The sequence below is a fragment of the Pedobacter sp. genome (assembly GCF_965249885.1).
GTDB lineage: Bacteria > Bacteroidota > Bacteroidia > Sphingobacteriales > Sphingobacteriaceae > Pedobacter.
In genome coordinates this window covers 4,327,889-4,350,616 of the sequence record NZ_OZ252254.1, presented here as the reverse complement: position 1 = coordinate 4,350,616, position 22,728 = coordinate 4,327,889, and the positions used below count along the sequence as shown (strand labels likewise).

The 22,728-nt window shown below is 37.6% G+C and carries 17 protein-coding genes; 5 read left to right on the top strand and 12 right to left on the bottom strand.

What is annotated here, in order from left to right:
- Nucleotides 1-8 precede the first annotated feature (8 nt).
- From ACY2A0_RS18350 to ACY2A0_RS18330, 5 genes are all read right to left on the bottom strand, one after another.
- The gene (locus ACY2A0_RS18350) at nt 9-1,520 is read right to left on the bottom strand and encodes a polyamine aminopropyltransferase (protein WP_461791730.1); all 1,512 of its coding nucleotides are present in this window, start codon (nt 1,518-1,520) and stop codon (nt 9-11) included.
- 3 nt (nt 1,521-1,523) lie between these two features.
- Nucleotides 1,524-1,748, bottom strand: a complete 225-nt coding sequence (locus ACY2A0_RS18345) for a DUF350 domain-containing protein (protein WP_461790830.1) — start codon at nt 1,746-1,748, stop codon at nt 1,524-1,526.
- A gap of 177 nt (nt 1,749-1,925) precedes the next feature.
- A complete protein-coding gene (locus ACY2A0_RS18340) occupies nt 1,926-3,026 on the bottom strand; it encodes a DUF4178 domain-containing protein (RefSeq protein WP_461791729.1) in 1,101 nt (366 codons plus the stop codon).
- 203 nt (nt 3,027-3,229) lie between these two features.
- Entirely contained in the window at nt 3,230-3,583 is a 354-nt protein-coding gene (locus ACY2A0_RS18335; protein WP_461790828.1) for an S-adenosylmethionine decarboxylase family protein, read from the bottom strand.
- A gap of 64 nt (nt 3,584-3,647) precedes the next feature.
- A complete protein-coding gene (locus ACY2A0_RS18330; RefSeq protein ID WP_113635274.1) occupies nt 3,648-4,052 on the bottom strand; it encodes an OsmC family protein in 405 nt (134 codons plus the stop codon).
- 28 nt (nt 4,053-4,080) lie between these two features.
- On the opposite strand from ACY2A0_RS18330, the gene ACY2A0_RS18325 reads away from it, so the two are divergent.
- The 3 genes from ACY2A0_RS18325 to ACY2A0_RS18315 all read left to right on the top strand — a co-directional run bounded on the left by ACY2A0_RS18325 (nt 4,081) and on the right by ACY2A0_RS18315 (nt 9,205).
- Nucleotides 4,081-4,527, top strand: coding sequence for a PaaI family thioesterase (locus ACY2A0_RS18325; RefSeq protein ID WP_461790827.1), 447 nt, complete (start codon nt 4,081-4,083; stop codon nt 4,525-4,527).
- Between the two features lie 98 nt (nt 4,528-4,625).
- A complete protein-coding gene (locus tag ACY2A0_RS18320) occupies nt 4,626-7,757 on the top strand; it encodes a SusC/RagA family TonB-linked outer membrane protein (RefSeq protein WP_461791728.1) in 3,132 nt (1,043 codons plus the stop codon).
- A gap of 11 nt (nt 7,758-7,768) precedes the next feature.
- Nucleotides 7,769-9,205 (top strand): SusD/RagB family nutrient-binding outer membrane lipoprotein, encoded by a 1,437-nt coding sequence (locus ACY2A0_RS18315; RefSeq protein WP_461790825.1) that lies wholly within the window; start codon nt 7,769-7,771, stop codon nt 9,203-9,205.
- A gap of 71 nt (nt 9,206-9,276) precedes the next feature.
- Here the strand turns inward: ACY2A0_RS18315 and ACY2A0_RS18310 are convergent, their stop codons facing one another.
- From ACY2A0_RS18310 to surE, 7 genes are all read right to left on the bottom strand, one after another.
- On the bottom strand, nt 9,277-10,554 hold the full coding sequence (locus ACY2A0_RS18310) for a nucleoside recognition domain-containing protein (protein ID WP_461790824.1): 1,278 nt from the start codon (nt 10,552-10,554) through the stop codon (nt 9,277-9,279).
- A gap of 121 nt (nt 10,555-10,675) precedes the next feature.
- Nucleotides 10,676-11,833 (bottom strand): M14 family zinc carboxypeptidase, encoded by a 1,158-nt coding sequence (locus tag ACY2A0_RS18305; RefSeq protein ID WP_461790823.1) that lies wholly within the window; start codon nt 11,831-11,833, stop codon nt 10,676-10,678.
- A 152-nt stretch (nt 11,834-11,985) separates the two neighbouring features.
- Nucleotides 11,986-14,874 (bottom strand): S9 family peptidase, encoded by a 2,889-nt coding sequence (locus ACY2A0_RS18300; protein ID WP_461791727.1) that lies wholly within the window; start codon nt 14,872-14,874, stop codon nt 11,986-11,988.
- A gap of 312 nt (nt 14,875-15,186) precedes the next feature.
- Nucleotides 15,187-16,980: a membrane protein insertase YidC gene (gene yidC, locus ACY2A0_RS18295; RefSeq protein ID WP_461790821.1), complete on the bottom strand. Its 1,794-nt coding sequence runs from the start codon at nt 16,978-16,980 to the stop codon at nt 15,187-15,189.
- Nucleotides 16,981-16,998: 18 nt separating this feature from the next.
- Nucleotides 16,999-18,615 carry a CTP synthase gene (locus tag ACY2A0_RS18290; protein WP_461790820.1) on the bottom strand — a complete coding sequence of 539 codons (1,617 nt, stop codon included), beginning with the start codon at nt 18,613-18,615 and terminating at the stop codon, nt 16,999-17,001.
- A 199-nt stretch (nt 18,616-18,814) separates the two neighbouring features.
- Entirely contained in the window at nt 18,815-19,519 is a 705-nt protein-coding gene (locus ACY2A0_RS18285) for an SDR family oxidoreductase (RefSeq protein ID WP_461790819.1), read from the bottom strand.
- A gap of 174 nt (nt 19,520-19,693) precedes the next feature.
- Nucleotides 19,694-20,419, bottom strand: coding sequence for a 5'/3'-nucleotidase SurE (gene surE, locus ACY2A0_RS18280; protein WP_461790818.1), 726 nt, complete (start codon nt 20,417-20,419; stop codon nt 19,694-19,696).
- Between the two features lie 80 nt (nt 20,420-20,499).
- On the opposite strand from surE, the gene ACY2A0_RS18275 reads away from it, so the two are divergent.
- Together ACY2A0_RS18275 and ACY2A0_RS18270 are read left to right on the top strand one after the other, a co-directional pair.
- Complete coding sequence (locus ACY2A0_RS18275) at nt 20,500-21,405, top strand: diacylglycerol/lipid kinase family protein (RefSeq protein ID WP_461790817.1); 906 nt, start codon at nt 20,500-20,502, stop codon at nt 21,403-21,405.
- Between the two features lie 2 nt (nt 21,406-21,407).
- Complete coding sequence (locus ACY2A0_RS18270) at nt 21,408-22,715, top strand: peptidoglycan DD-metalloendopeptidase family protein (protein ID WP_461790816.1); 1,308 nt, start codon at nt 21,408-21,410, stop codon at nt 22,713-22,715.
- The last annotated feature ends 13 nt before the right edge of the window (nt 22,716-22,728 follow it).

Here is a 22,728-nt window from a genome sequence, read left to right as displayed (position 1 = left end):
ATGTCGAATTATAGGGTGTTTGACCACTCATCTTCAAAGTACTTCACCAAGATTTGGTTATTCAACTTGTTCACTTCTGTTTCCACCTTTGCCATATCTCTTGGGAAATGCAGCATCAGGTCAACACTTTCCTTTGAAACAAATTTTAGGTCTGATTTGTAAGTGAGGGGCTTTTTGTAAGTGTGGCTTGGGTGCATGGCCATGATATATCCCCACTCTCCAAAAGAGGGTACATAGTTATGATAAGGAATGGTTTTAAAATCGACACTTTCTAAGGTTTTATTAACCGTCCAAAAAGATTTTGGAGCAACGTAAGGTGAAGTAGATTGGATTACCATGATCCCTTGTGGCGCTAAGATTTCTTTCATCGCTCTATAAAAAGAGTTAGTATATAGTTTTCCGACAGCATAATTTGAAGGGTCCGGAAAATCTACTACAATAAAATCAAATTTCTTTTTTTGGGATTTAACCCAACTAAACGCATCAGTATTGATAACTTTTACAATGGGAGAAAGTAAAGATTTTTGGTTGAGTTTCAGTAACATTTCATTGGATTGAAATAATGATGTCATACCATGATCTAAATCAACCAAAGTGATATTTTGCACGCTATCGTACTTTAGGATTTCTCTTACTGCAAGCCCATCGCCACCTCCCAAAACCAATACATCTTTAATGTTACTAAGTGATTGTAAACCAGGATGTACTAATGCTTCGTGATACCGGTATTCATCATCAGAGCTAAACTGAAGGTTACCGTTCAGGAATAAACGTAACACTTTGTTTTTTTTGGTAAGTACAATTCGTTGGTAGGGCGTGCTTTTGGCGAAGATAATAGTGTCACTATAGGTCATATTTTCTGATAAACTTGTGATTTTATCAGCATAAACAAAACCTGTCGTTAAAATCAATATGCTTATTACTGCACTATTTCTTAAGTACTTAGCACCTTTAATTTCCTTAGAAAAACTGATACTTACAATTAAGGCTACGCTAACATTTAAGATGCCGAATAAATAAGCAGTTTTAACTAATCCTAGGTAGGGGATGAGTAACAGCGGAAAGATTAGCGAAGCTAGTAATGCTCCAATATAGTCGAACGTAAACACCTTAGAAACAAGGTCTTTAAATTCAAACCTATTTTGAAGGATACGCATGAGCAAAGGAATTTCCAAGCCTACCAAAATTCCTGTTAAGCCAACTAAGCCATAAAGTACCGTTCGGAATGATGCAATACTTTCGAAGATAAGAAATAAGATACTGGCGCTAAAACCGCCGACCAAACCTACCAGAATTTCTATTTGTATAAACCACGATAGTATGTTTTTTTCGAAATATTTGGATAGCCATGAGCCAATACCCATTGAAAAGAGATAAAGACCAATAATTGTTGAAAATTGAGTGACCGAATCGCCTAATAAGTAACTAGCTAGGGTTCCTGCAATCAGTTCGTAAATTAACCCGCAGGTGGCAACAACAAATACTGAAAGAAGCAATAAAATGGGTAACTTCTTATTCATTTTTTAGCTGTGTATCGCTGAGCTTATGATGAGAGCAATCGCAATAATAAACGCAGCAAAAACAATTGCTAAAGCTTTGTTCTGCTTTTCTAAAATTTCTTTCCAAACGTTTTCTGGAGTAATTTTTTCAATTACCCAAAATGATATGAAAAGCACCACTATTCCGATAAACGAGTACAATAGTGATGCTATAATGTATTTAATGCTGATAAGTTCGTTTAAGTTCATGTTATTTATTTATGGTAAAATCTATTAATATATCCTACACGATGAGAACGGTTGTATTCTGTATTTTTTTCTACGCTATCACTGTAAATTGCATACCCTTCCCACATACTGAAAGCATAAAGGCCAATTGCTACAATCATTAATACTATGTAAATTCTTATAGGTTTGATATTCATATTAACTAATATAAGGTGAATAATCGCTGTTATCCCAACGTTTTTTTTCGAAATTCCTCATCCTATACCAGCAAAAAGCTGGGTACAGACATAATACCAAACAGGTAATTAAAGTATTTCGCCATAGGCTTGAATTTGCCGTTACTTTAATTTGTAAAGTATCACGGTTAGGATCGCCAGTATAAGGGTATACATTTAAATGATACTTACCTTTGGGTATATGGGATAGCATGATATTAGCGTATCGGTCACCTTCTGACCAACTTTCGCCATCCTCATAACCCGAGTAATATTCAAATCCTTTGGAAACTTCCCAAGTTCGGTTGTCATTATTATTTACTAACACAATGGTAGCTTCTAGCCAATTATCAGAAACTGGCGAGCTGATGGAAAATTCTAAATTCGATGATTCATCACTTATTTCGAAGCTAGTGGTGGTAAATGATTTCAGTGCATCACTTCCATTCACTTGGTGGTGAACCAAATCGAAGTTATTGTAAAACAACTCCTTTTCCGGCTTAAGAATTTGTATGAGTAAGTGCAATAAAAGAACCAAAACAATAGCTATGCCCGTTATGGGAAATAAAGTGTCCCATCTGTTGTACCAAGTTGACGGTTGTATTGCTCCAATGCCAACTTTTTCAGGAAATGAATCTAAGTTTAACTTAAATCCTTCAGCAATCTCTTTAGCATCTATATATTCGCCTAAATAATAGGTTGATTTATTGCCGTGTTTCTCTTTTACAATCATGTAAGGCGCAGCCACAAATTCAACTGCGTTTATCTTTTCGTTCAAGACATCTTCGCCAAACTCGCCGACAGCAGCGGTTACTTTCGGTACATATTTATTAAACAAATGAAAATCTGAATTGGCAAACCTTATGTTAGACCCGTTACTATCCTCTATATTATCCAAATCCGGGTAAAATTCTTTGCCTTTGATAATGCTCCAATGTCCGTCAAATTCTGCGAGTGTTACATATCCTTTTTGCTGATTCAATAAAATGTATTCTCTCCAATTATACTGGGTGCCGTTTTCCTTTTTCTCCAAATAAGCAATTACTTTAAATTCATCGCTATTTATTGTTCCTGTGCTTCCCACTTTTAAAACTGGAACATCTTTCAGATTATTCGTGATTGTTTTAAACTGGAAATTATCGTCTGCTGTGCGCTTTAAGTAGCCTCTGCAAGTTGGACAAATTAAAAAATCACAATCTGCAAGGTGATAAACTACAATTGAGGCGCTACATTTTTGACAGTTTATGTAGGAATTAGTTGGAAAAGAAATTAAGTTAGGTGTAGTCATTAACGGTTAATTGCAGATTTTTGTCTTTCAATTCCTTCAAAAAAATTCAGTACCTCGCTATAGATTTCTTCTACCTTTTTGCTGTTATCTCTTTTATAGTTGGATAAGAATACATCGAATGTAGCAAGTTCATATTCAGGCCAGGTGTGAATAGAGATATGTGATTCTGTAAGACAAACGACAGCGGTAAAGCCACCATTTTCAAAATCGTGATAAACTTCGCCCACTTTTTCAAGTTGATGGCTGGTGATCAAACTGTTAAATAGTTGTTTGCAGTGAGAGGATTTGCTTAATAAACCGATGTTACTTGAGGAAAATTCGGCCAAAATATGCAAGCCAGGACTATATTTCATAAGCGTTTGTTGAAATCAAAAATAAGTATTATTTATAAATCTCAAAACATACTTCCATTTAACTTTATGATACGCTTATAATTTCAATAGGATTAGTTAATATTTTGTGGATTGGACATTTATCTGCGATAAACATTAATCGTTTATATTGCTCATCATCAAGGTTTCCTTTTAGTTCTATCTTGCGCTCTATTACGGTTCCTTTATTCATTTCATCTTCTGCACAAATTTTCAAATTGATCGTAATGCCTTCCAAAGGAATCTGTTTTCTATCAGCGTACATTCTGACGGTTATTGCTGTGCAACTTCCTAGACTGGCCAATAGCAATGCTCCCGGCGACATGCCTTCATCTGTACCTCCCAATTCTTTGGGTTCATCGGCATAGATAAAATGGCCATCGGCAAATATCTTAGTCTTAAATCTTGATTGGTCTAGCTCTACTACAGCAGTAATTTGTTTTTTGCTCATTCCTTTGTTTTTTGCCTAAATTTAAGAAATGGATTCACAAAAAAGCACAAACGATAGGTTAAAAGTTTTCCAGTCGTTGATAGGGAAGGAAGTAACTCAATCGCCATCAAATTTTATGAACTGGCTAAAACCAACTGTGATCGCTGCAGAAATTGGTAGTTTGCATTGTAGCTATCTCGTTAGAAAAGAGATGACTAATCCGTTTGGTGTTTTGCATGGTGGCGTTACTGCTGGAATTATCGATGATTTAATTGGAGCGACTGTTTTTACCTTGGGCCTAGACCATCGTTATACTACAGTAAATAATAGCATTGACTATTTTGCTCCAGCGAAAGAGGGTGATCTAATTGCTGCAAGAACACGCATAGTAAAGCGAGGTAGAACAATTATTAACGTGCAATGTGAAGTGATTTTAATTGCTAAAAGCAGAATTATTGCAAAAGGAACTTCAAATATGTTGAATATTGGAAGTTGATTGTTTGGCGATAAAAACGTGAAATTTTGTTAGCTTTTATACAAATTTCCCTATATTGAGTTGACAATCAACTAATCATTAACTAATCAATCACAACTATGAGCAAAAGAATTACTCTAATTATGCTCGGATTGCTGTTATTTGCTGTATTTGCTTATGCCCAAAACAACGTTACGGGAAAAGTTATCGATGCAAGTACGGGTTCGGGTATTCCAGGTGTAAGTGTATCAGTGAAGGGGCAAAAAGCCAACGCTGTAGCAACTGGAAATGATGGAAGTTTCTCCATTCGGGTTCCAAGTAACGCAGTTTTAGTATTCTCGTCTATCGGTTACAGCACAAAGGAAATTAATGTTGGCAGCCAGTCCGTTATCAATGTTCAATTATCCGAAGATGCAAAAACGCTTGAAGGGGTAGTGGTAACTGCGTTGGGAATTACTAGGGAAAAGAAGGCTTTGGCTTATTCTGCGCAGAGCGTAACCTCTGAAGAAATCAATTTTGGAAACAAACAGAATATGCTAAATGCATTACAAGGAAAAATTGCTGGCGCTACCATATCTAGTACAGGTGGAGCTCCCGGACAAGGAACCAGTATACGCATTAGAGGTGTAAATTCTATCGATCCAAATGTTTCAGGCGATCCGCTTTACGTTATAGATGGAGTTCAAATTGATAACACTACATCTTCTTTGGGTGCCTCAACCAATACTACTGGAGGTCTTAACTTCCGTGGAATTGGCAATAGGGTGTCGGATGTAAATCCTGAGGATATCGAAACCATTAATATATTGAAAGGTGGAGCAGCAACCGCTCTTTATGGCTTAAGAGGTGCTAATGGTGTAGTGGTAATTACTACTAAAAAAGGGAAAAGTGGCGCCGTAACGGCAAATTTTTCCAGTAGCTACGGGGTAGATATGATTGGTAAGACACCAAAGACACAAAAGGTTTATACCTCTGGTGTACTTGGTAACTATAATAATGGTTCTTTAGGCATAGGACCAGCGTGGGGTCCAACAATAGCAGAAGCTAAACTTATTGATCCTAGTCACCCAGACTTTTTATACGATAACTATAAACAGGCTTACGATAATGGTTCGCAATTAAGAAATTCAGTATCGTTGGCCGGAGGTACCGAGAATGTACGTTTCTTCTCCTCTGTATCTAGTTATTTTCAGGAAGGTATGATGCCGTTTACCGATTATAGAAATTTATCGGCACGTTTAAACACGGATGTTACTATAAGCCCGAAAATTAAGGCTGGTGTTAATATGAGCTTCACTAATTCTGGAGGGTATAGGTATGGTGCAGATAGATTTGGAGAAAGCTTGGCTTATTGGTCGCCTCGTTGGAATGTAAAAGACTATTTGAAGCCAGATGGAACTCAAAATTTTATAGGTACCAACAATCCCATATTCGGTGCGGCAACTAATCGTTTCAAGGATGATGTAAACCGATTTATTGGTGGAGCTTCACTGAGTTATCAGCCTACAACTTGGCTAAACTTCAGTTATCGTTTCGGTTTTGATACTTATGGAGATAATAGATTAAAAACTGCCCCTGGGCCAATGGGTATCACAGGTGAAGCCACCTACGATAACGGTTTAGGATCTGTTGGAGAGTTTACCGCCAATTCAAGAATCATCAATTCAACCTTCGTAGCAACACTTAATTCAAAGCTCACTGCTGATATAAACGGAACACTACGTTTAGGACACGAGCTATATGATAAAAGATATCGCGAGGTTGGAACTACGGGAAGCGAGTTAGCAATTTACAATTTTTTCAATTTTGCTAATGCAAGGGTCTTGTCTGCTTCGCAACTTTTATCTGAAAGAAGATTAATGGGCTTTTTTGGAGAGGCCACTTTGGATTATAAAAACTATTTGTTTTTAACAATTACTGGCAGAAATGATATTACTTCAACACTTTCTCCAGACCAACGTTCATTTTTCTATCCCTCTGCAAGTTTGGCATATGCTTTTTCAGATCATTTAAAGTTGCCTAGTTATATTGGACAATCAAAGTTAAGATTTTCTTATGCTAGAGTAGGTAAAGATGCTAGAGAATACGCAACATCCGTAGGATTTACCGGATATAGTTCTTTGCCAACTGGATATAACGGTTTAACTATTTCGTCGAATTTAGGTAACCCCGCTCTACGTCCAGAGTTTACAGATACTTACGAGGCTGGTTTGGAGATGAGTTTCTTTAAAAATAGGCTTGGATTTGATTTAACATATTACTACTCATTGAGTAAGGACCAGATTGTTCAAGCGCAAATATCTTCTGCTACTGGCTATGTAACTACTTCTATTAATTCCGGAGACATGAGAAATAGGGGATTTGAGGTTGTGTTGAGAGGTAGTCCGATAAAAAGCAAGAATTTTTCTTGGGATGCTACTTTAAACTTCTCTGCAAACCGGAACAAAATATTAACAATGCCCGACAACCTTTCCGAAATTGTTTACGGAACAGCAAGAGGGTATGGGAATGCTGCAATAACTCAAAAAATAATTTTGGGTGAATCATATGGAAATATTTACGGTACATACTGGCAGAGATACTATGGTAGTGATGCTGAAGATCCAATAAGGACGGATAAATCTAGGCCTCAACTTATCGGTGCAGATGGTTTTCCTGTGATCTCAGGAACTAAAACAAAGTTGCTGGGAAATTCACAACCAGATTGGATAGGAGGATTAACTAACACCTTTACCTATAAGAATATCACGTTGAACACTCTAATTGATGCTAGAGTAGGTTTTGAGAAATATGATTACTTAGAAAACTTTTATGCAGCATTCGGCTTGCCAGAATATACCCTTGATAGAAGATCATTTAAAGTTTTTGACGGAGTTTTAGCTAATGGAACAACGAATACAAAACAAGTATGGTTAGGACAGGGAACTGGTCCAGATGGTGTGGCATATGGGGAAGGTTATTACAGGAGGTTCTACCGTTTGATATCTGAACCTTTTGTTCAGGATGCATCTTGGGTTCGTTTGAGATCGGTGACGTTGACTTATAATCTACCTAAAACATGGTTACCTAAAAAAGCCATCCGAAATGCTTCGATTGGTGTTACTGGTAACAATCTTGTATTAATTACTAAATATTATGGTTTAGATCCTGAGTCGAGTTCATTTGATGCAAGCAGTAACGTAGACGGTGTTGCTGGTTTTACTTATCCAACAGCCCGTACAGTAATGTTTAATTTAAATGTTGGATTTTAATAATTGATGAGATGAAAAAAATATTCAAATACATATTCGCTTCTGTGGCAATCATGGGTATGCTGCAAGGGTGTAAAAAGGGTTACTTTGATGATCTAATTCAAAACCCCAATCAAGTAACTGTTCCAACTTTACAATCACTCTTAGCTACAGGAACCACAAAGGCAGGTGTTAATAGTTATACTGTTTCCAACAACGTTACGAGTAACTACGTTCAGTATTTGGCAAGCCCATCCGCTGCTTCAGCCAGTGATACTTACGAAACGATTAATTTTAGCGGGACTTGGGACGTGTTATATTACGCAATGGCAGATGCCAATGAACTAAAAAAACTTGCCACAGCTCAAGGGGCAAGTGAATACTTAGGAGTAGCAAATGCGCTATTGGCTTATAACCTGATCATGGTGAATGACCTTTGGGGATCGGCGCCCTTTACCGAGGCTTTTCAAACCAACATATTAACGCCGAAATATGATAGCGAGCAATCTGTATATAACTCCACTTTGTCGCTTATTGATCAAGCTATAGTAGAATTGAGTAAAACTGGTGCAACCATTAAATTGGCTACCGGTTCAGATACGATGTTTGGAGGTGATAGAACAAAATGGTTAAAATTTGCTTATATGCTTAAAGCAAGACAGCTTAACAAAATTAGCAAGAAGTCATCTTATGATCCGGCTGCTGTTTTAACGGCAGTAGGTAGCAGCTTTACTTCGAATACTGATGATGCGGGAATGGCGGTGTTTGTGACTAGAAATTTTTGGGCATCCATAGCTATAAGTAATGCGGCTCAATCACTAGGCGGGTGGCTATCAGAACAGCTAGTAGACCATTTGAATGGAACTACTTATGGAGTAGCAGATCCTAGAATTGCCAAAATAACGGATAGGGCTCCAGTTAATAACTTGTATATCGGGACTGTTAATGGTGCTGGAAATAGGTTGCCTGGCGCTAATACTGCTAAAGATGAATGTTATATTTCCGTAAACTCGCCTTGGACAAGTAATACAGCACCTATTTGGATTGCCACTTATGCCGAACTTAAATTTATTGAAGCTGAAGCAGCATTGAGATCTAATCCTGTTAACAGAACGCGAGCTTATGCTGCATACTTAGCGGGTATCACTGCAAATATGAATAAGCTTGGAGTTGCAACCGTTGATCAAACTGCCTACCTTGCTAATCCCGCAGTTGCGGTAGGTGAGGCCAATTTGACACTAGATTTAATTTTTAAAGAGAAATTTGTGGCTACTTACTTAAACCCTGAAGCATGGAATGATGCTAGAAGGTACGACTATAAGTACAAAGATTTCACTTTACCAGTTAATGCGGTATTGCCTACCTTTATAAGGAGGCTAGACTTTCCATTGAGTGAGAGAAGTGAGAATGGCGCAAATGTGCCAGCGGACTCACCTAGAAGTACCAACTTATGGTGGGATAAGCCATAAAAATCCTAATTATAAAAAAACCGCATCATTTAAATTGATGCGGTTTTTTTTATGTTTTCTAATATGCCATCCTAACTGTTTCCAAAAAATAAATACGCCAATCCGATAGCAGTACAAACGCCAGCTAAATCTGCTAGCAACATGGTACCTACGGCATATCTCGTATTTTTAACGGACACAGAACCAAAATAAACTGCGATAACATAAAAAGTAGTATCAGCAGCACCTTGAAACACTCCAGAGAGTTTGCTCGCAAACGAGTCAGGGCCATAGGCCGTCATCGTGTCCACCATCATTCCACGGGCGCCACCGCCACTCAATGGTCGAATCAATGCAGTTGGTAAGGCTTCAACAAAACGAGTATCGGCTCCTAAAAATGCAAAGAAGTTTTTAATTCCTAAGATCACAACATCAAAAGTTCCACTGGTGCGTAACATGCTAATGGCAACGAGCATGCCTACCAAATAAGGGATGATTTTAACAGCTGTCTCAAAACCTCCTTTAGCGCCATCAACAAAAGCATCAAATACATCGATTTTTTTATAGACTCCTCCTAGTAAAATGGCTAGTACGATAAACAAAATGACACCGCTGCTCAACGTACCTGAAAACGACGCGATATCCTTTGGATTAAGTGAAGTGATGTACCATACCAATAAGGCAATAACCGTACTTATGCTTAATATCCAACCCAAAATTACTGGCTGGAGTAAGTTAATTTTTTGTTTTAGAGAAACAATCAGCATAGCGGTTAACGTACCTACGAAAGTTACGATTAAACAAGGGATAAAAATATCTGTAGGATCGCTAGCGTTCGACGAAGCTCTAAGTGCAATTACACTTACAGGAATTAAACTTAAACCCGCTGCATGCAGGCATAGGAACATAATTTGCGAATTGCTAGCAACCGATTTATTAGGGTTAAGCTCCTGCAAACTTTCCATGGCCTTTAAACCAAAAGGAGTAGCGGCGTTATCTAATCCAAGCAAATTTGCAGAAAAATTCATCACCATATGACCCGTGGCTGGATGCCCTTTAGGTACTTCAGGAAAAAGTCGAGAAAAAAAAGGGCCAACAATTTTAGAGAGCAAGCGGATACCGCCGGCTTTTTCAGCTATGCTCATCAAGCCCATGAAAAATGCCAGGATACCAATAAGTTTAAGACACATCTCTACTGCATTCCAGCAAGTTTGTATTACGCCATCAACTTTAGTTAGATTAGCCGGGTCGTCAGCTTTGCCTATCACCATCCAGCTAAATATTTCTGTTTGACCAAAAAAGAAACACTTTATTGCGGCTACAACAATTGCTACTATAATAAATGCAGACCAAATTCTACTTAATGCCATTTGTTTGTATTTGTTTGTGCGTTGAATTTAGTGTTTTTGCGGTATTTTATTACATAGAATGATATATTTTTCTGCATAACTATGGTTTTCAATAATTTCGAATGTGGCACTTTCACAGCTTTCATTCAATTAAATTGCCGTTTTCGAACGATACTAATGTTACGCTATCCATCACTAAACTAAAATTTGCCAGTTTGTTAAAGGCGATTTCTCCTTTCAGCGTGTGGTTTTTTGCTTCGTAAGTAGCGTAGGCTTCGCAAAAGCTTAAATCTCCAATATCTTGGATGCTATAAGTTTTATAAGTGCTGCACCCATCTGAATTTGGACATTCATCATAGTTAATACCAACGCTGACGTCAATTCCATTTAAAATCACATTATGGATAAGGATATGAAATATTTGCTTGGTATTTTTTGGAATGGACAAATAATGTTCAATACGTTGTGATGTGTAGCTTTTTTGAGCAATTGAAGCTAAACCAGATAGGATAGAAGCAAAGTAGTATTGGCGTATTTTTTGTTTCTCTGGATCGTTATGGTAACCACCAGCTTCTATTAAAATGGTCGAAGTTCCTGCGTTTTGAAAGTTATCGCCAAAAGCCCGTGGTTCATATTCATCATCAAATAAACCAATCTGCTGTGGTAATAATTCGTTCAAGTCCTGATAGATATCAGCAATTACAAGCATTGCGTTTTTACGTACATCGTTAATTGAAACAGCTTTATCAAAAGCTGGCGCTAAATAAGAAAGTGTAGCAGGTTTTAACGTACCATCAACACTCCATAAAGTAGTTTGATCATGCAGGTTGAAGCCGAAATGGGGATTGAAATTTTCCCTAGCTTGTCGTAAAATTTTTGCCTCGGGTGTAACGGTTTGCAGAAAATCTCTATTGATATCAATTTGTTGTGCGTTTCTTCTGGTAAACATTTCAGCACCATCTGGATTTACCATCGGAATGATAAGCAATTCGCAACTTTCATTCAATAGGTTTACAATTTCATTTTCTTTTTGCAAAAAATTAAATAAATCAAATAACGCCATTGTACCTGTTGCTTCGTCGCCATGCATTTGGCTCCAAAGCATCACTTTAGTTTCGCCTTTTCCCCATTTTATAGCGTTAATGCTTTTTCCCTTTACAGAAATTCCAAGTTGTTCAACATTAAATTCAAGAGATAATCGAGTGATTAAACGAATAATGTCTTTGTGCTTGAAAAACCGGTTACTTAGCGTTTTTTCTTCAAACGCAGAATAATGAGCTAGAATTGATTTGATATCCATTGAGATCGAAATTAAATAAAAATCGTCATTGCGAGTAGAGAATTAACCTTTCATTTTAGAGAGATTGCTTCTTTTCTTGCAATGACGATTTAATATGTTAACCGCTAACTAAAATATGTTAGCGGCTAATTGGAAACTTTAATTCAAACTGACTAAGGTTTTTCGTCAGTTAGTTCAAAACCCCAAGTTTTACCTTTTTCGGTAGCAGGAATTCCGTTTACCATCCAAGCAGGAGCTTTAGCACCTTTAAGATAATAGTCAAAAAATTGCTGTTCACGAATTTGGATATCCTTTCTGTTTTGGCGCTGCACTAAATTGTGTGCTTCATTGTTGTAGTTCAATAACCAAACTGGTTTACCTAAACGTCTTAAACCGGTGAACATCTCAATCCCTTGATACCATGGCACTGCACCATCAGCATCGTTAGCCATAACAACCACTGGTGTGTTTACTTTAGGGAAGTTGAACAAAGGTGAGTTCTCGATATATAACTCTGGTTTTTCCCATAAAGTTGCTCCAATTCTACTTTGCGTTTTTTCATATTGAAACTGTCGGTTCATTCCACTTTCCCAACGGATGCCACCATAAGCAGATGTCATATTCACTACTGGTGCGCCAGCCCAGGCAGCAGCATACATGTTAGTGGCTGTGATTAAGTGAGCAACTTGATAGCCGCCCCAGCTTTGACCTTGAATACCGATTTTAGTGCCGTCAACCCAAGCATTTTTCTTCAAATATTCTACGCCTGAATTGATAAATTCTTCTGCAGATTTTCCTGGATGTCCGGTTTCGTAGCTGATATCCGGTGTGAAAACCAAATAGCCATTGCTTACAAAATATGGAATGTTTAAGCGTGATGGAGTAGGAGCTGGTGCCTGATAACTGTATAAACCTTCAGAAAGTTTCTCATAGAAATAAACAATCATCGGGTATTTTTTATTAGGATCGAAATTTTCAGGTTTGTATAAAATTCCTTCAGATTTATATCCTTTTGGTGTAGTCCATTTTACCAACTCGCTAGTGCCCCAATTATAGTTGGCCTGCTGAGGGTTGGTATTGCTAATTTTAGTGCTAGTTTTAAAGTCTTTAGTCAAATAAACATCTGGCGAATTGATGTAACTTCCCTTATCATAAATATACATTTCAGCGCCATCAGCTTTAACTACCGATGAAAACTTAGCTTTCTCCATGAGAATTTGCTCAGGCAATTTGTTATCGTTAATCGCTTTGCGGAAAAAGCCATTCTCTTTGGTGGTATTATTAAAGGCATCTAAAAGCAGCACTTCATTCTTTTTAAAGTACTTGTCGTCACCATTGCCACGTCCACCTCTACCAAGTAAACGCTCTTCACCAATGCTTACTCGTTCAACACGTAAGGTGAAATTGTTTGAACGACCAAAACCGATGGTTACATTTTTTGGTGCCGATTTGCCGTCTGGAGAAAAAGCCCAAATATCGTAACGATCGTATATTAAAACAGACTTATCATCTTCCGTCCAACCAGCTACGCCGTAACTACCAGCAAAATCAGGTACGTCGTTCTCTTCATCGGCAAATTTTACCGACAAGCCATTGTTTAACCAAGTTATTTTTCCGGTAGCTACTTGGTAGGTATACCAATTACTGTTCTCTCTATTGAAATACAAAATGTACTGGCCGCTAGGTGAAGCCATCACATTTCCATTTAAGCCTTCAATGATCTTTTTACGGCTACCATTCTTAACGTCAACTAAGTAATAGTCTCTTTTAGTACCTCCTGTCCATTGACTTGCAATACGATTGCCGAAATCAGTGGATGCTAAAACATATGGTGCATCGCCTTCATTAAGTAGAGATGCGTCAGGCAACTTCACATCAGTTAAAGGAACAATTTTAGGATCGGCGCTAAAAATATCAATTACGGTTAAATAGCTTCTACGTTGTTCACGCTCTACGTTTTTAAGCTGAACGGTTTGTAGATAATCATCTTTATAACCCCAAATATCTACTTTCGCATTTTCGAAATCCACTAGAGTGGTGTCTTTTGGTAATTTAACAGGAGCAATACCAAAAAATAATTTGGTGCCATCTTTGCTAAAATTCAGTCTACCATCAGCACTTACCACAAGTTTAGCTGGCATTCCTGCGATTTCGTTGTCTACTAAAATTTGCGCAGTATCTAGCGTAAGCGAGTTGTAATAAACGTTATAGTCTTTGATCTCCTTTTTTTCAGGGTCTGTTTCACCTAAAAACGCCAAGTGGTCGCCATCTTCATCAAATACAAAACTTTTGAAGTTTCCTTTTTCTTTTACTAGATTTTTTAAAGTCCATTTTTCGGTATTCAGCAAAAACACGCCAGGTTTAACGGTTGCGTCTTTTTTGGAACCCGAGCAAGCAAAAGCTAATAGCTTTCCATTTTTACTGAAAGCATATTCAGTAACGTATTTATAGGTTTTTTCAACTCCGGTAATTAAGTTTTTAACCACTAAATCAGTTCCCTCTTTACTTGCAGCACTACCAGCAGCTGGTTCATCCGCAAAAAAATCACTGTCGTTTTTTTCAGGCATAGCCGATGTAGGCCTCGATTTTTTTGAAGTATCTAATGGTTTTTCGAATTGATATGCAATTATGGCTACACCTTTTTCTGGAAAAGTGAATGATTTGATTCTTGGAATCTTGGTAACGCTCAATGTAGTTAAATTGACAATAGCCAAAGAGTCTTTTGTCATTTCGTCTGGCTTTTTCTTTTTGATTTTAGCGGTTCTAACATCTTTAAAAAGCGGCTTTATTGCTAACGCAGCAAATTTCGAGTCTGGACTAAAGCTGGCGTCAGTTCCTCTGTTTACTTTCAATTTACGGTTGGTAGGCGCTGTTTCTTGGAAGTATAAATTGCCATCACCCTCTTGTACATTGACGATGAAATTAGCCCAAAGGCCGTTGCTTGAAAGTTGTTTGCTACCTACCGATTGCCACGAGTCGTAAACACTGTGGTCTAGTGGTTTTTTTTGAGCAAAAACGGCGCCGCTAAGCAGCACAAAAAACAAAATGAGTTTCTTTTGCATGTCGTTATTATAAATATTTAAGTAGTTTGATTTAAATTGTTCCTAAAAATGCTGATAAAACCATCTTAAAGCAAATGTTAAGAGAAATTTTACAATATCTATTTGTGAATGGGGTTTTCAAATCTTCACTGCGAGGCACAGCCTGATTCGATATTTCGGAGAGGCAACCCTGTATCGCTAAGAATAAAGCGTTGTTTAAGAATGCGCACTATCACGCAACGAGGAAGTTTATTGCGAAATATTCGTGCATCTATGGCAAAAAAAAAAAGCACCATTTCTGGTGCTTCTTATTATTGTTTTGTTTTGTTGTTGCTATTTTTTCTTCTGATTAGCTTGCTGTTGTTGTTGACGCATGTAATCTTCTAAACGAGCTTGAAATCCTGATTTCTTTTTTTCTACTTTCGGTTTCGCTTTATTTTCCTGCAAAATGGCATGTATCTTCGTATCATCAACCATCTTTCTAATAAGGAACTGTTGCAAGAATGTCAACATGTTAGCTAGGAAATAATAGTAGTTTAATCCTGATGGGTAGCTATTTAATACACCTAAAAAGATGATTGGCATAATGTAACCAATGTATTTCATTTGACCTGTAGCACCAGAAATTTGGTTGTTAAAGTAAGTATAAATTAACGTCGAAACCGTCATCAAAATACACATTAAGCTCAAGTGGTCGCCAATGAAAGGAACAGTAAAACCAAACTTAATGAAATCATCATAAGTAGATAAGTCTTTCATCCAAAGGAAACTTTCTCCTCTTAGTTCGAAAAGGTTAGGGAAGAAGAAGAAGAATGCCATTACAAATGGTAATTGAAGTAACATTGGCAAACAACCACCAAGAGGATTTACACCTACTTGTTTGTATAACTTCAGATATTCTTGTTGTAAAAGGGTAGGGTTGTCTTCTCCAACTTTAGCTTTGATTTCATCCATTTCAGGTTTTAAAACCCTCATTTTAGCCATCGAAACATACGATTTGTAGGTTAATGGCGACATCGCTAGTTTAAGTAGGATAGTTAACACTAAAATGATTAATCCATATCCCCAGTTAAAGCCTTCTAGCAAGTTAAATACTGGAAGTACCACAAATCTATTGATGTATTTAAGTGGCCAATAACCCAAATCAACCTGTTTTTCAATCTCGTGACCTTGCTCTTTTAAAACGCTAAACTTGTTGGTTCCAAAGTAGAATTTGAAGCCGTAGTTTTGAGTTGGCTGCTGATTAAATGCTAGCTGCATATTCGCATTGTACCATTTAATTTTTCCAGGCTCAGTTAATGTTTTTATTTCTAAATCGCCTTTTTCAAACGGTGTGGTAGGTATTAAAACTGCAGAGAAGAAGTGTTGTTTGAATGAAAACCATTCGATTTTTCCCTCCGTTAATTCTTTCTTCTCATCTTTGTGTAAGTTCAAGTGATCAGGGTTTTCTTTTTCGTATTTGAAATAAGGTCCTGAATGTTCTTGTTCTTTTTTAGCATCTTTTTCTTGCTGCAATAGCGTAGCTTCCCAATTTAAGGAGATAGTATTACCTTGAACTACCTGATTTAAACCGTTTACGTTCACATTGAAATCTACATTGTACCCATTTGCTGGAATGCTATAAGTAAAATCAATGTACTGATTTTCACTGTAGTTGGCACGCATGGTTGCTCCATTAGCCGTTTTTGTAGCAGTGAAATAAAGATTGTTAGTGTTGAACGGTTTTCCGTTGATGTTGAAGTTAAATCCAAACTTATTTTGATCACCATCGAATAAAATCAAAGGCTTTTTACCGTAAGTTTTTTGGTTTTTAATTTCTACAGATTGAATTTTACCACCAAGGTTGCTCAGGGTAATCTTCAAATTTTCATTTTCAATTACGGTAGTTTGTTCTGTACCTGTCATGTTAGCACCAAAAGGGCCTTTCAAAGCAGCGGAATCCACCGCTTTAGGTACGTTTGCTACTACGCTTTGTTGAGTGGCTGCAGGTTTTTTTCCTGCATTTTTAATCGAGTCTTGAACTTGTTGTTCTTTTTTTACCTCTGCTTCAGAAGGTCTCATAAAGAACACGCCGCCTGCCAATATGATCATGATCAGGAACAGACCCGTGAAAGTATTTCTATCCATTAGTTGTTATACTGCGTTTTAAATCGTTTTCTTTTTCGCATGCTCCATTGCAGCGGCGACAAATTTAATAAAAAGTGGGTGAGGATTAGCAACTGTTGATTTTAATTCTGGGTGAAATTGTCCACCAACGAAAAATGGATGATTTTTAAGCTCAACAATTTCAACCAATTTGCTCTCTGGATTGATACCAGAAGCAATCATTCCAGCTTCCTCATATCGTGCTAAGTATTCGTTGTTGAATTCATAGCGATGACGGTGACGCTCAGAAATATGCTGTTTTCCATAAGCAGCAAAAGCTTTTGTGCCTTTTTTAAGATCGCATGGATAAGCGCCCAAACGCATTGTACCACCTTTAGTAGTAATGCTTTTTTGCTCTTCCATCATGTTAATTACTGGATGAGGCGCATTTTCGTCGATTTCGGTAGTGTTAGCATCTTTCAATCCTAAAACATTTCTACCAAACTCAATTACGCAACATTGCATTCCTAAACAAATGCCGAAGAAAGGCACATTGTTTTCTCTAACGTATTTAATGGCATCAATTTTTCCTTCAATACCACGACTACCGAAACCTGGCGCAACCAATACACCATCTAAATGTCCTAATTTTTCCTTTACATTGTCTGGATAAATGCTTTCAGACGGAATATATTCCACTCTTACTTTACATTCGTTTTTGGCGCCGGCGTGTATAAATGCTTCTGTGATAGACTTATAAGCATCAGGAAGCTCAACGTATTTACCTACTAGACCTAATCTTACTTCGGAAGTAGGATTTTTCAAACGTCCTAAGAAATCTTTCCAGCTTTCCATATCCGGCTCTGCCTTTGTCGGAAGCTTCAATTTGCTTAAAACGGTTTTGTCTAATTGCTCTTTGTACATCAATAACGGTACATCATAAATTGTTGATGCATCCATTGATTCGATTACTGCATTGATGTTAACGTTACAAAATAATGCAATTTTTCTTCTAATGTCCTGACTGATATGGTGTTCTGTTCTACAAACTAAGATATCTGGCTGGATGCCATACTCTAATAATGCTTTAACAGAGTGTTGAGTAGGTTTAGTTTTTAACTCGCCAGCTGCAGCTAAATAGGGCACTAAGGTTAAGTGAATAACCAATGCATTGTTGCTACCTTCTTCCCACTTGAACTGTCGCACAGCTTCAACAAATGGTAATGATTCGATATCGCCAACAGTACCACCAATTTCGGTGATTACAATATCGTATTCGCCGCTTTCGCCCAAAATACGCATGTTGCGTTTAATCTCATCGGTAATATGAGGTACAACCTGTACTGTTTTCCCTAAAAATTCTCCCTGACGCTCTTTGTTAATTACATTTTGGTAAATACGACCAGTAGTAATATTGTTTGCTTGAGAAGTAGGTACGTTCAAAAAGCGTTCGTAGTGACCTAAGTCTAAATCTGTTTCTGCACCATCTTCAGTAACAAAACACTCACCGTGCTCATAAGGGTTCAAGGTTCCTGGATCAATATTGATATAAGGGTCGAACTTTTGAATGGTTACGCGGTAACCTCTGGCTTGTAAAAGTTTAGCTAAAGATGCGGAGATGATGCCCTTACCTAATGAGGAAGTAACACCGCCCGTAACAAAAATATACTTAGTCATGGATGAATTTTTGGTGCAACAAATACATTTTGTTGCTTTTTGTACGGGATACAAAGGTAAGAAAATATTGCCGTTGTTGGAGTGCTGTTGATAATATATTTTTATCAGTGGCAATACGTTGACCTACAAATGATAATGTAAGTGCAAGGTCTGTTTATAAGTAATTTCTAGCGGTTGACCTAAGCCAACCGCTAAAAAATTATTTAGTCCTAGTTGGTCTAACTTCAATTTTAGAAGGCAAAACGTTTGAGTTTAACTTGAGCAAGTCTACAATCATCTGTCCTAAATCTTCAGGTTGTATTTTCCAACCATCAGCGTCATTTGGCTGATGTTCATTAAAGTGGGAGGTAACCGAGCCCGGCATGATGGTAGTGGTTTTCACGTCATATTCTCTCAAATCTAACATTGCTGCTTGGGTAAATCCTACAACACCAAACTTTGAGGCGTTGTAGCCAGCACCGTTAGCAAAAAAGTTAGTTCCAGCTAAGCTCGCAATGGAAAAGTAATATCCTTTATTAGCCTTCAGCTGTTCAACACTCGCTTTTAAGGTATGAAAAACTCCGGTTAAGTTGGTGTCAATCATTGCATTCCAATCTTCCAAGCTTAGCTGATCTATCGGTGCAAATTTTCCTAAACCTGCATTGGCAATCACGATATCTAATTTACCAAATTTTGCAATGATTTCTTTAACAGCGTTTTCTTCATCGGTATAGTGGCGTACGTCGGACGCCAGTGCCAATACATTTTCGCTACCTAATTCGGCTTTTGCTTTTTCTACATCGGCTAAATTCCTGCCCGAAATGGCGACTTTTAAACCCGCTGCTAAAAGTGATTTGGCAATTCCAAAACCAATACCTTTTGTGCCTCCTGTTATGTAGGCAACTTTATTTTCTATATTCATCATTTTTATTTTAAGTAAAATCAAAATTGCTAATTGCGTATCAATCCTATGTTGCTCTGGTGTCAAATAATAAAATTGAAAAACTTACAATAACCAATAACCAATAACCAATGATCAATGACCAATAATCAATTATCAATTGCCAATAATCAATTGGAGCAGATAGCTGGCAATTTATTAACCTTCAGCTTCCTCTCTTAATCGTTTTTCGTCAGTGAGGTCTAATCTAAGTGGTGTGATAGATACGAAGTTATTTTCAATTGCCCATCTGTCGCTGTTTTCTTCGGCTGGATCTAATGATTTTACCGAAATCCAAAAATTTCTTCTACCCATCGGATCTTCGCTAGGTATCACCGTGCCATCGTATAAACTTACCGACTGCCTAGTCCATTTGATGGAAGTAGGCTGTTGAGGAAAGTTGACGTTGTATAATGCAGGCTCATCAGTTTTGAATAGCAATTGCAGGCTTTGCGCAACAAATGGCGCTAATAAATCAAAATCTGGTTCTGTTTTACCTACTGGAGTGCTTAATGCGATACCTTTAACGCCCAATAAAACAGCTTGTTTTGCAGCGGCTAAGGTACCAGAGTGCCACATAGAGTTACCTAAATTTGGTCCCATATTAATACCTGATAATACCACTTGAGTGTCAGGGTAAAGATGTAAACCCAAAGCTACACAGTCTGCAGGAGTGCCGTTCACCCTAAATGCTTCCATTCCTTCAAAAGTAATGGGTGATTTTTTATAGGTGAGGGGTCTGGAGTGTGTAATTGCATGTCCCATAGATGATTGCTCCACGTCGGGAGCAACAATTCTTACCGTACCAAATTTAGATGCAGTTTGTGCTAAAGCGGCTATCCCTGGACTGTAAATGCCGTCATCATTAGTGATTAAAATATTCATGCTCCATATTTTTTGGTGATATCTTAAAAACTATTGGAAGCCTGTTATTGTTGACAAGAAATGAAAATAGATATTTCGCTATGAAAATTGAACCAACTAAAATAGAACTTGTTCATAATCCTACAGCAGGTGCTAAAGAGCATGAAGCAGAACATCTTACGGAGTTGCTAGAAGCAGCAGGTTATAAAGTATATTATGGCTCATCAAAAAAGAAGATACTCAAAAAAGTAGCAGTAGAGAGCAAGTTGATTGTTGTTGCTGGTGGTGATGGCACCGTGAGAAAGTCGATAATTGCGCTGCTGGATAAGAAGATTAAATACAAACGTCCAATTGCAATTTTACCTTTAGGTACTGCGAATAACATTGCGAGTTCTTTAAAAATAGAAGAGAATTTAAAGTTAAATGTAGATGCCTGGCGTAAAGAGAAACTGCAAAAACTAGATGTTGGATTAGCGAGAACTAAAAAAGATGAAGAGTATTTTATAGAATCTTTTGGATTTGGATTGTTTCCAGCATTAGTAAAATGGATGGATGAACAAGCCCGAACTCCCGCTGAAGATCCTGAGGATGAAGTGCGGCAAGCACACAACGCGCTGCTTCATTTAAGTAAACATTACGAGGCGTTTGAGGCTACTTTAATTAATGACGGTAAAGAGATTTCTGGAAAATTCCTCTTGCTAGAACTGCTTAATATCTCTCGATTAGGACCGAAATTAGAATTGGCTAAAAATGCGAATCCTGGCGATGGTAAGCTGGAACTTATAATGGTTAAAGAAAATCAGCGTCCACAGCTTATCAAGTATTTTGAAGAAATTATTGCAGGGAAGAAGCCTATTTTTCCAATAAAACCGGTTGCTGTTACTCATTTAAAGCTATCTGTTACATGTAAGGATTTGCATGTAGATGACGAGTTGAAAGAAACCAAATTTCATACTTGGGATATTTCGATATTACCTAATTTATTTGATGTTGTGTTAACTAGCTAGATATGAGGATTAGCTTATATTTATTGATTTTAGTTGCTTGTTTAAGCGCTTGTAAAAGTGGACCTTTTAGCTTAATTAAATCAGCATCACCGCATGAGCAATACGAAAACAAACTGATTAGCGCAGGATTGGATAAAAATACCATGGGGCAGCGTTGGATTAGCAAATCAAAATCTTTGCTTAATGAGGCCAAACTGATCAAGTTGCCTTACAAGGAAATGGGATACTTTGCGGCTGAGAAAATTGAAGGTGCTGCATTTAACTTTAATTTGGAGCGTGGTCAAAAGCTCACTGCAAACTTAAGTACGCAGTCCGTTAGTGGCTTTGCAATTTACATGGATATTTGGGAGCAAAAAGAAAATGGCGAGTTCAAAAAGCTTGCTTTTGCAGATAGTTCAGGAGCAAGTTTACAATTGGAAGCAAAACGTAGCGGAATCTACTTACTGCGCCTACAGCCAGAGTTGTTGGTTTCTGGATCTTATACCTTGGAACTAAATGTTGGACCATCTTTGGCCTTCCCGTTAAAGAATACCAGCAGAAAGCAAATTCAGAGTTTTTATGGCGTTGGTCGGGATAATGGTACACGCAAACATGAGGGCGTTGATATTTTTTCGAGTTTTAGAACCCCTGTTTTAGCGGTAGCTGATGGAACGGTAACTAGGGTGAACGAAAATAACTTAGGCGGTAGAGTAGTTTGGTTTAGGCCAAAAGGTAAAGACTACACCCTTTATTATGCACATTTAGATGAACAAATTGCCACTGAAGGAAGCGAAGTGGCATTAGGTGATACTTTGGGTTTGATGGGGAATACTGGAAATGCGAAGACAACGCCACCACACTTGCATTTCGGGCTTTATACTAGCGGTGGAGCAATTGATCCACTGCCGTTTATTGATCCAACAATTGCGCCTACGCCGAAAATTAGTAGCGATATCTCCAAATTGAATATTACCTTAAGAACTTTAAAAAGTACAGTTAAGTTTATTGATAATCAACAGAAGGAAACTTCGGTTAACTTGAAGCAACACACCATAGCTAGGGTGTTGGCTGCATCAGGAAATCAGTATAAAATAGAATTACCAGATGGTAAAATTGGCTACGTAAGTGCTAGTCTCCTGATAGCGACAAAACCATTAACAACCCGTAAAGTAGAGGCTAATTCCCAAACTTTGTATGACAGCCCCAATTTAGCTGCAGGCATTAAGGCAAGTTTGCCAGTTGGTCAAACGGTGACGGTACTTGGAAACTTCGATAATTTCCAGCTTGTAACCACCGCCGATAATACTATAGGCTGGGTAAGCTTGAAATAAGTACATTCGTTAA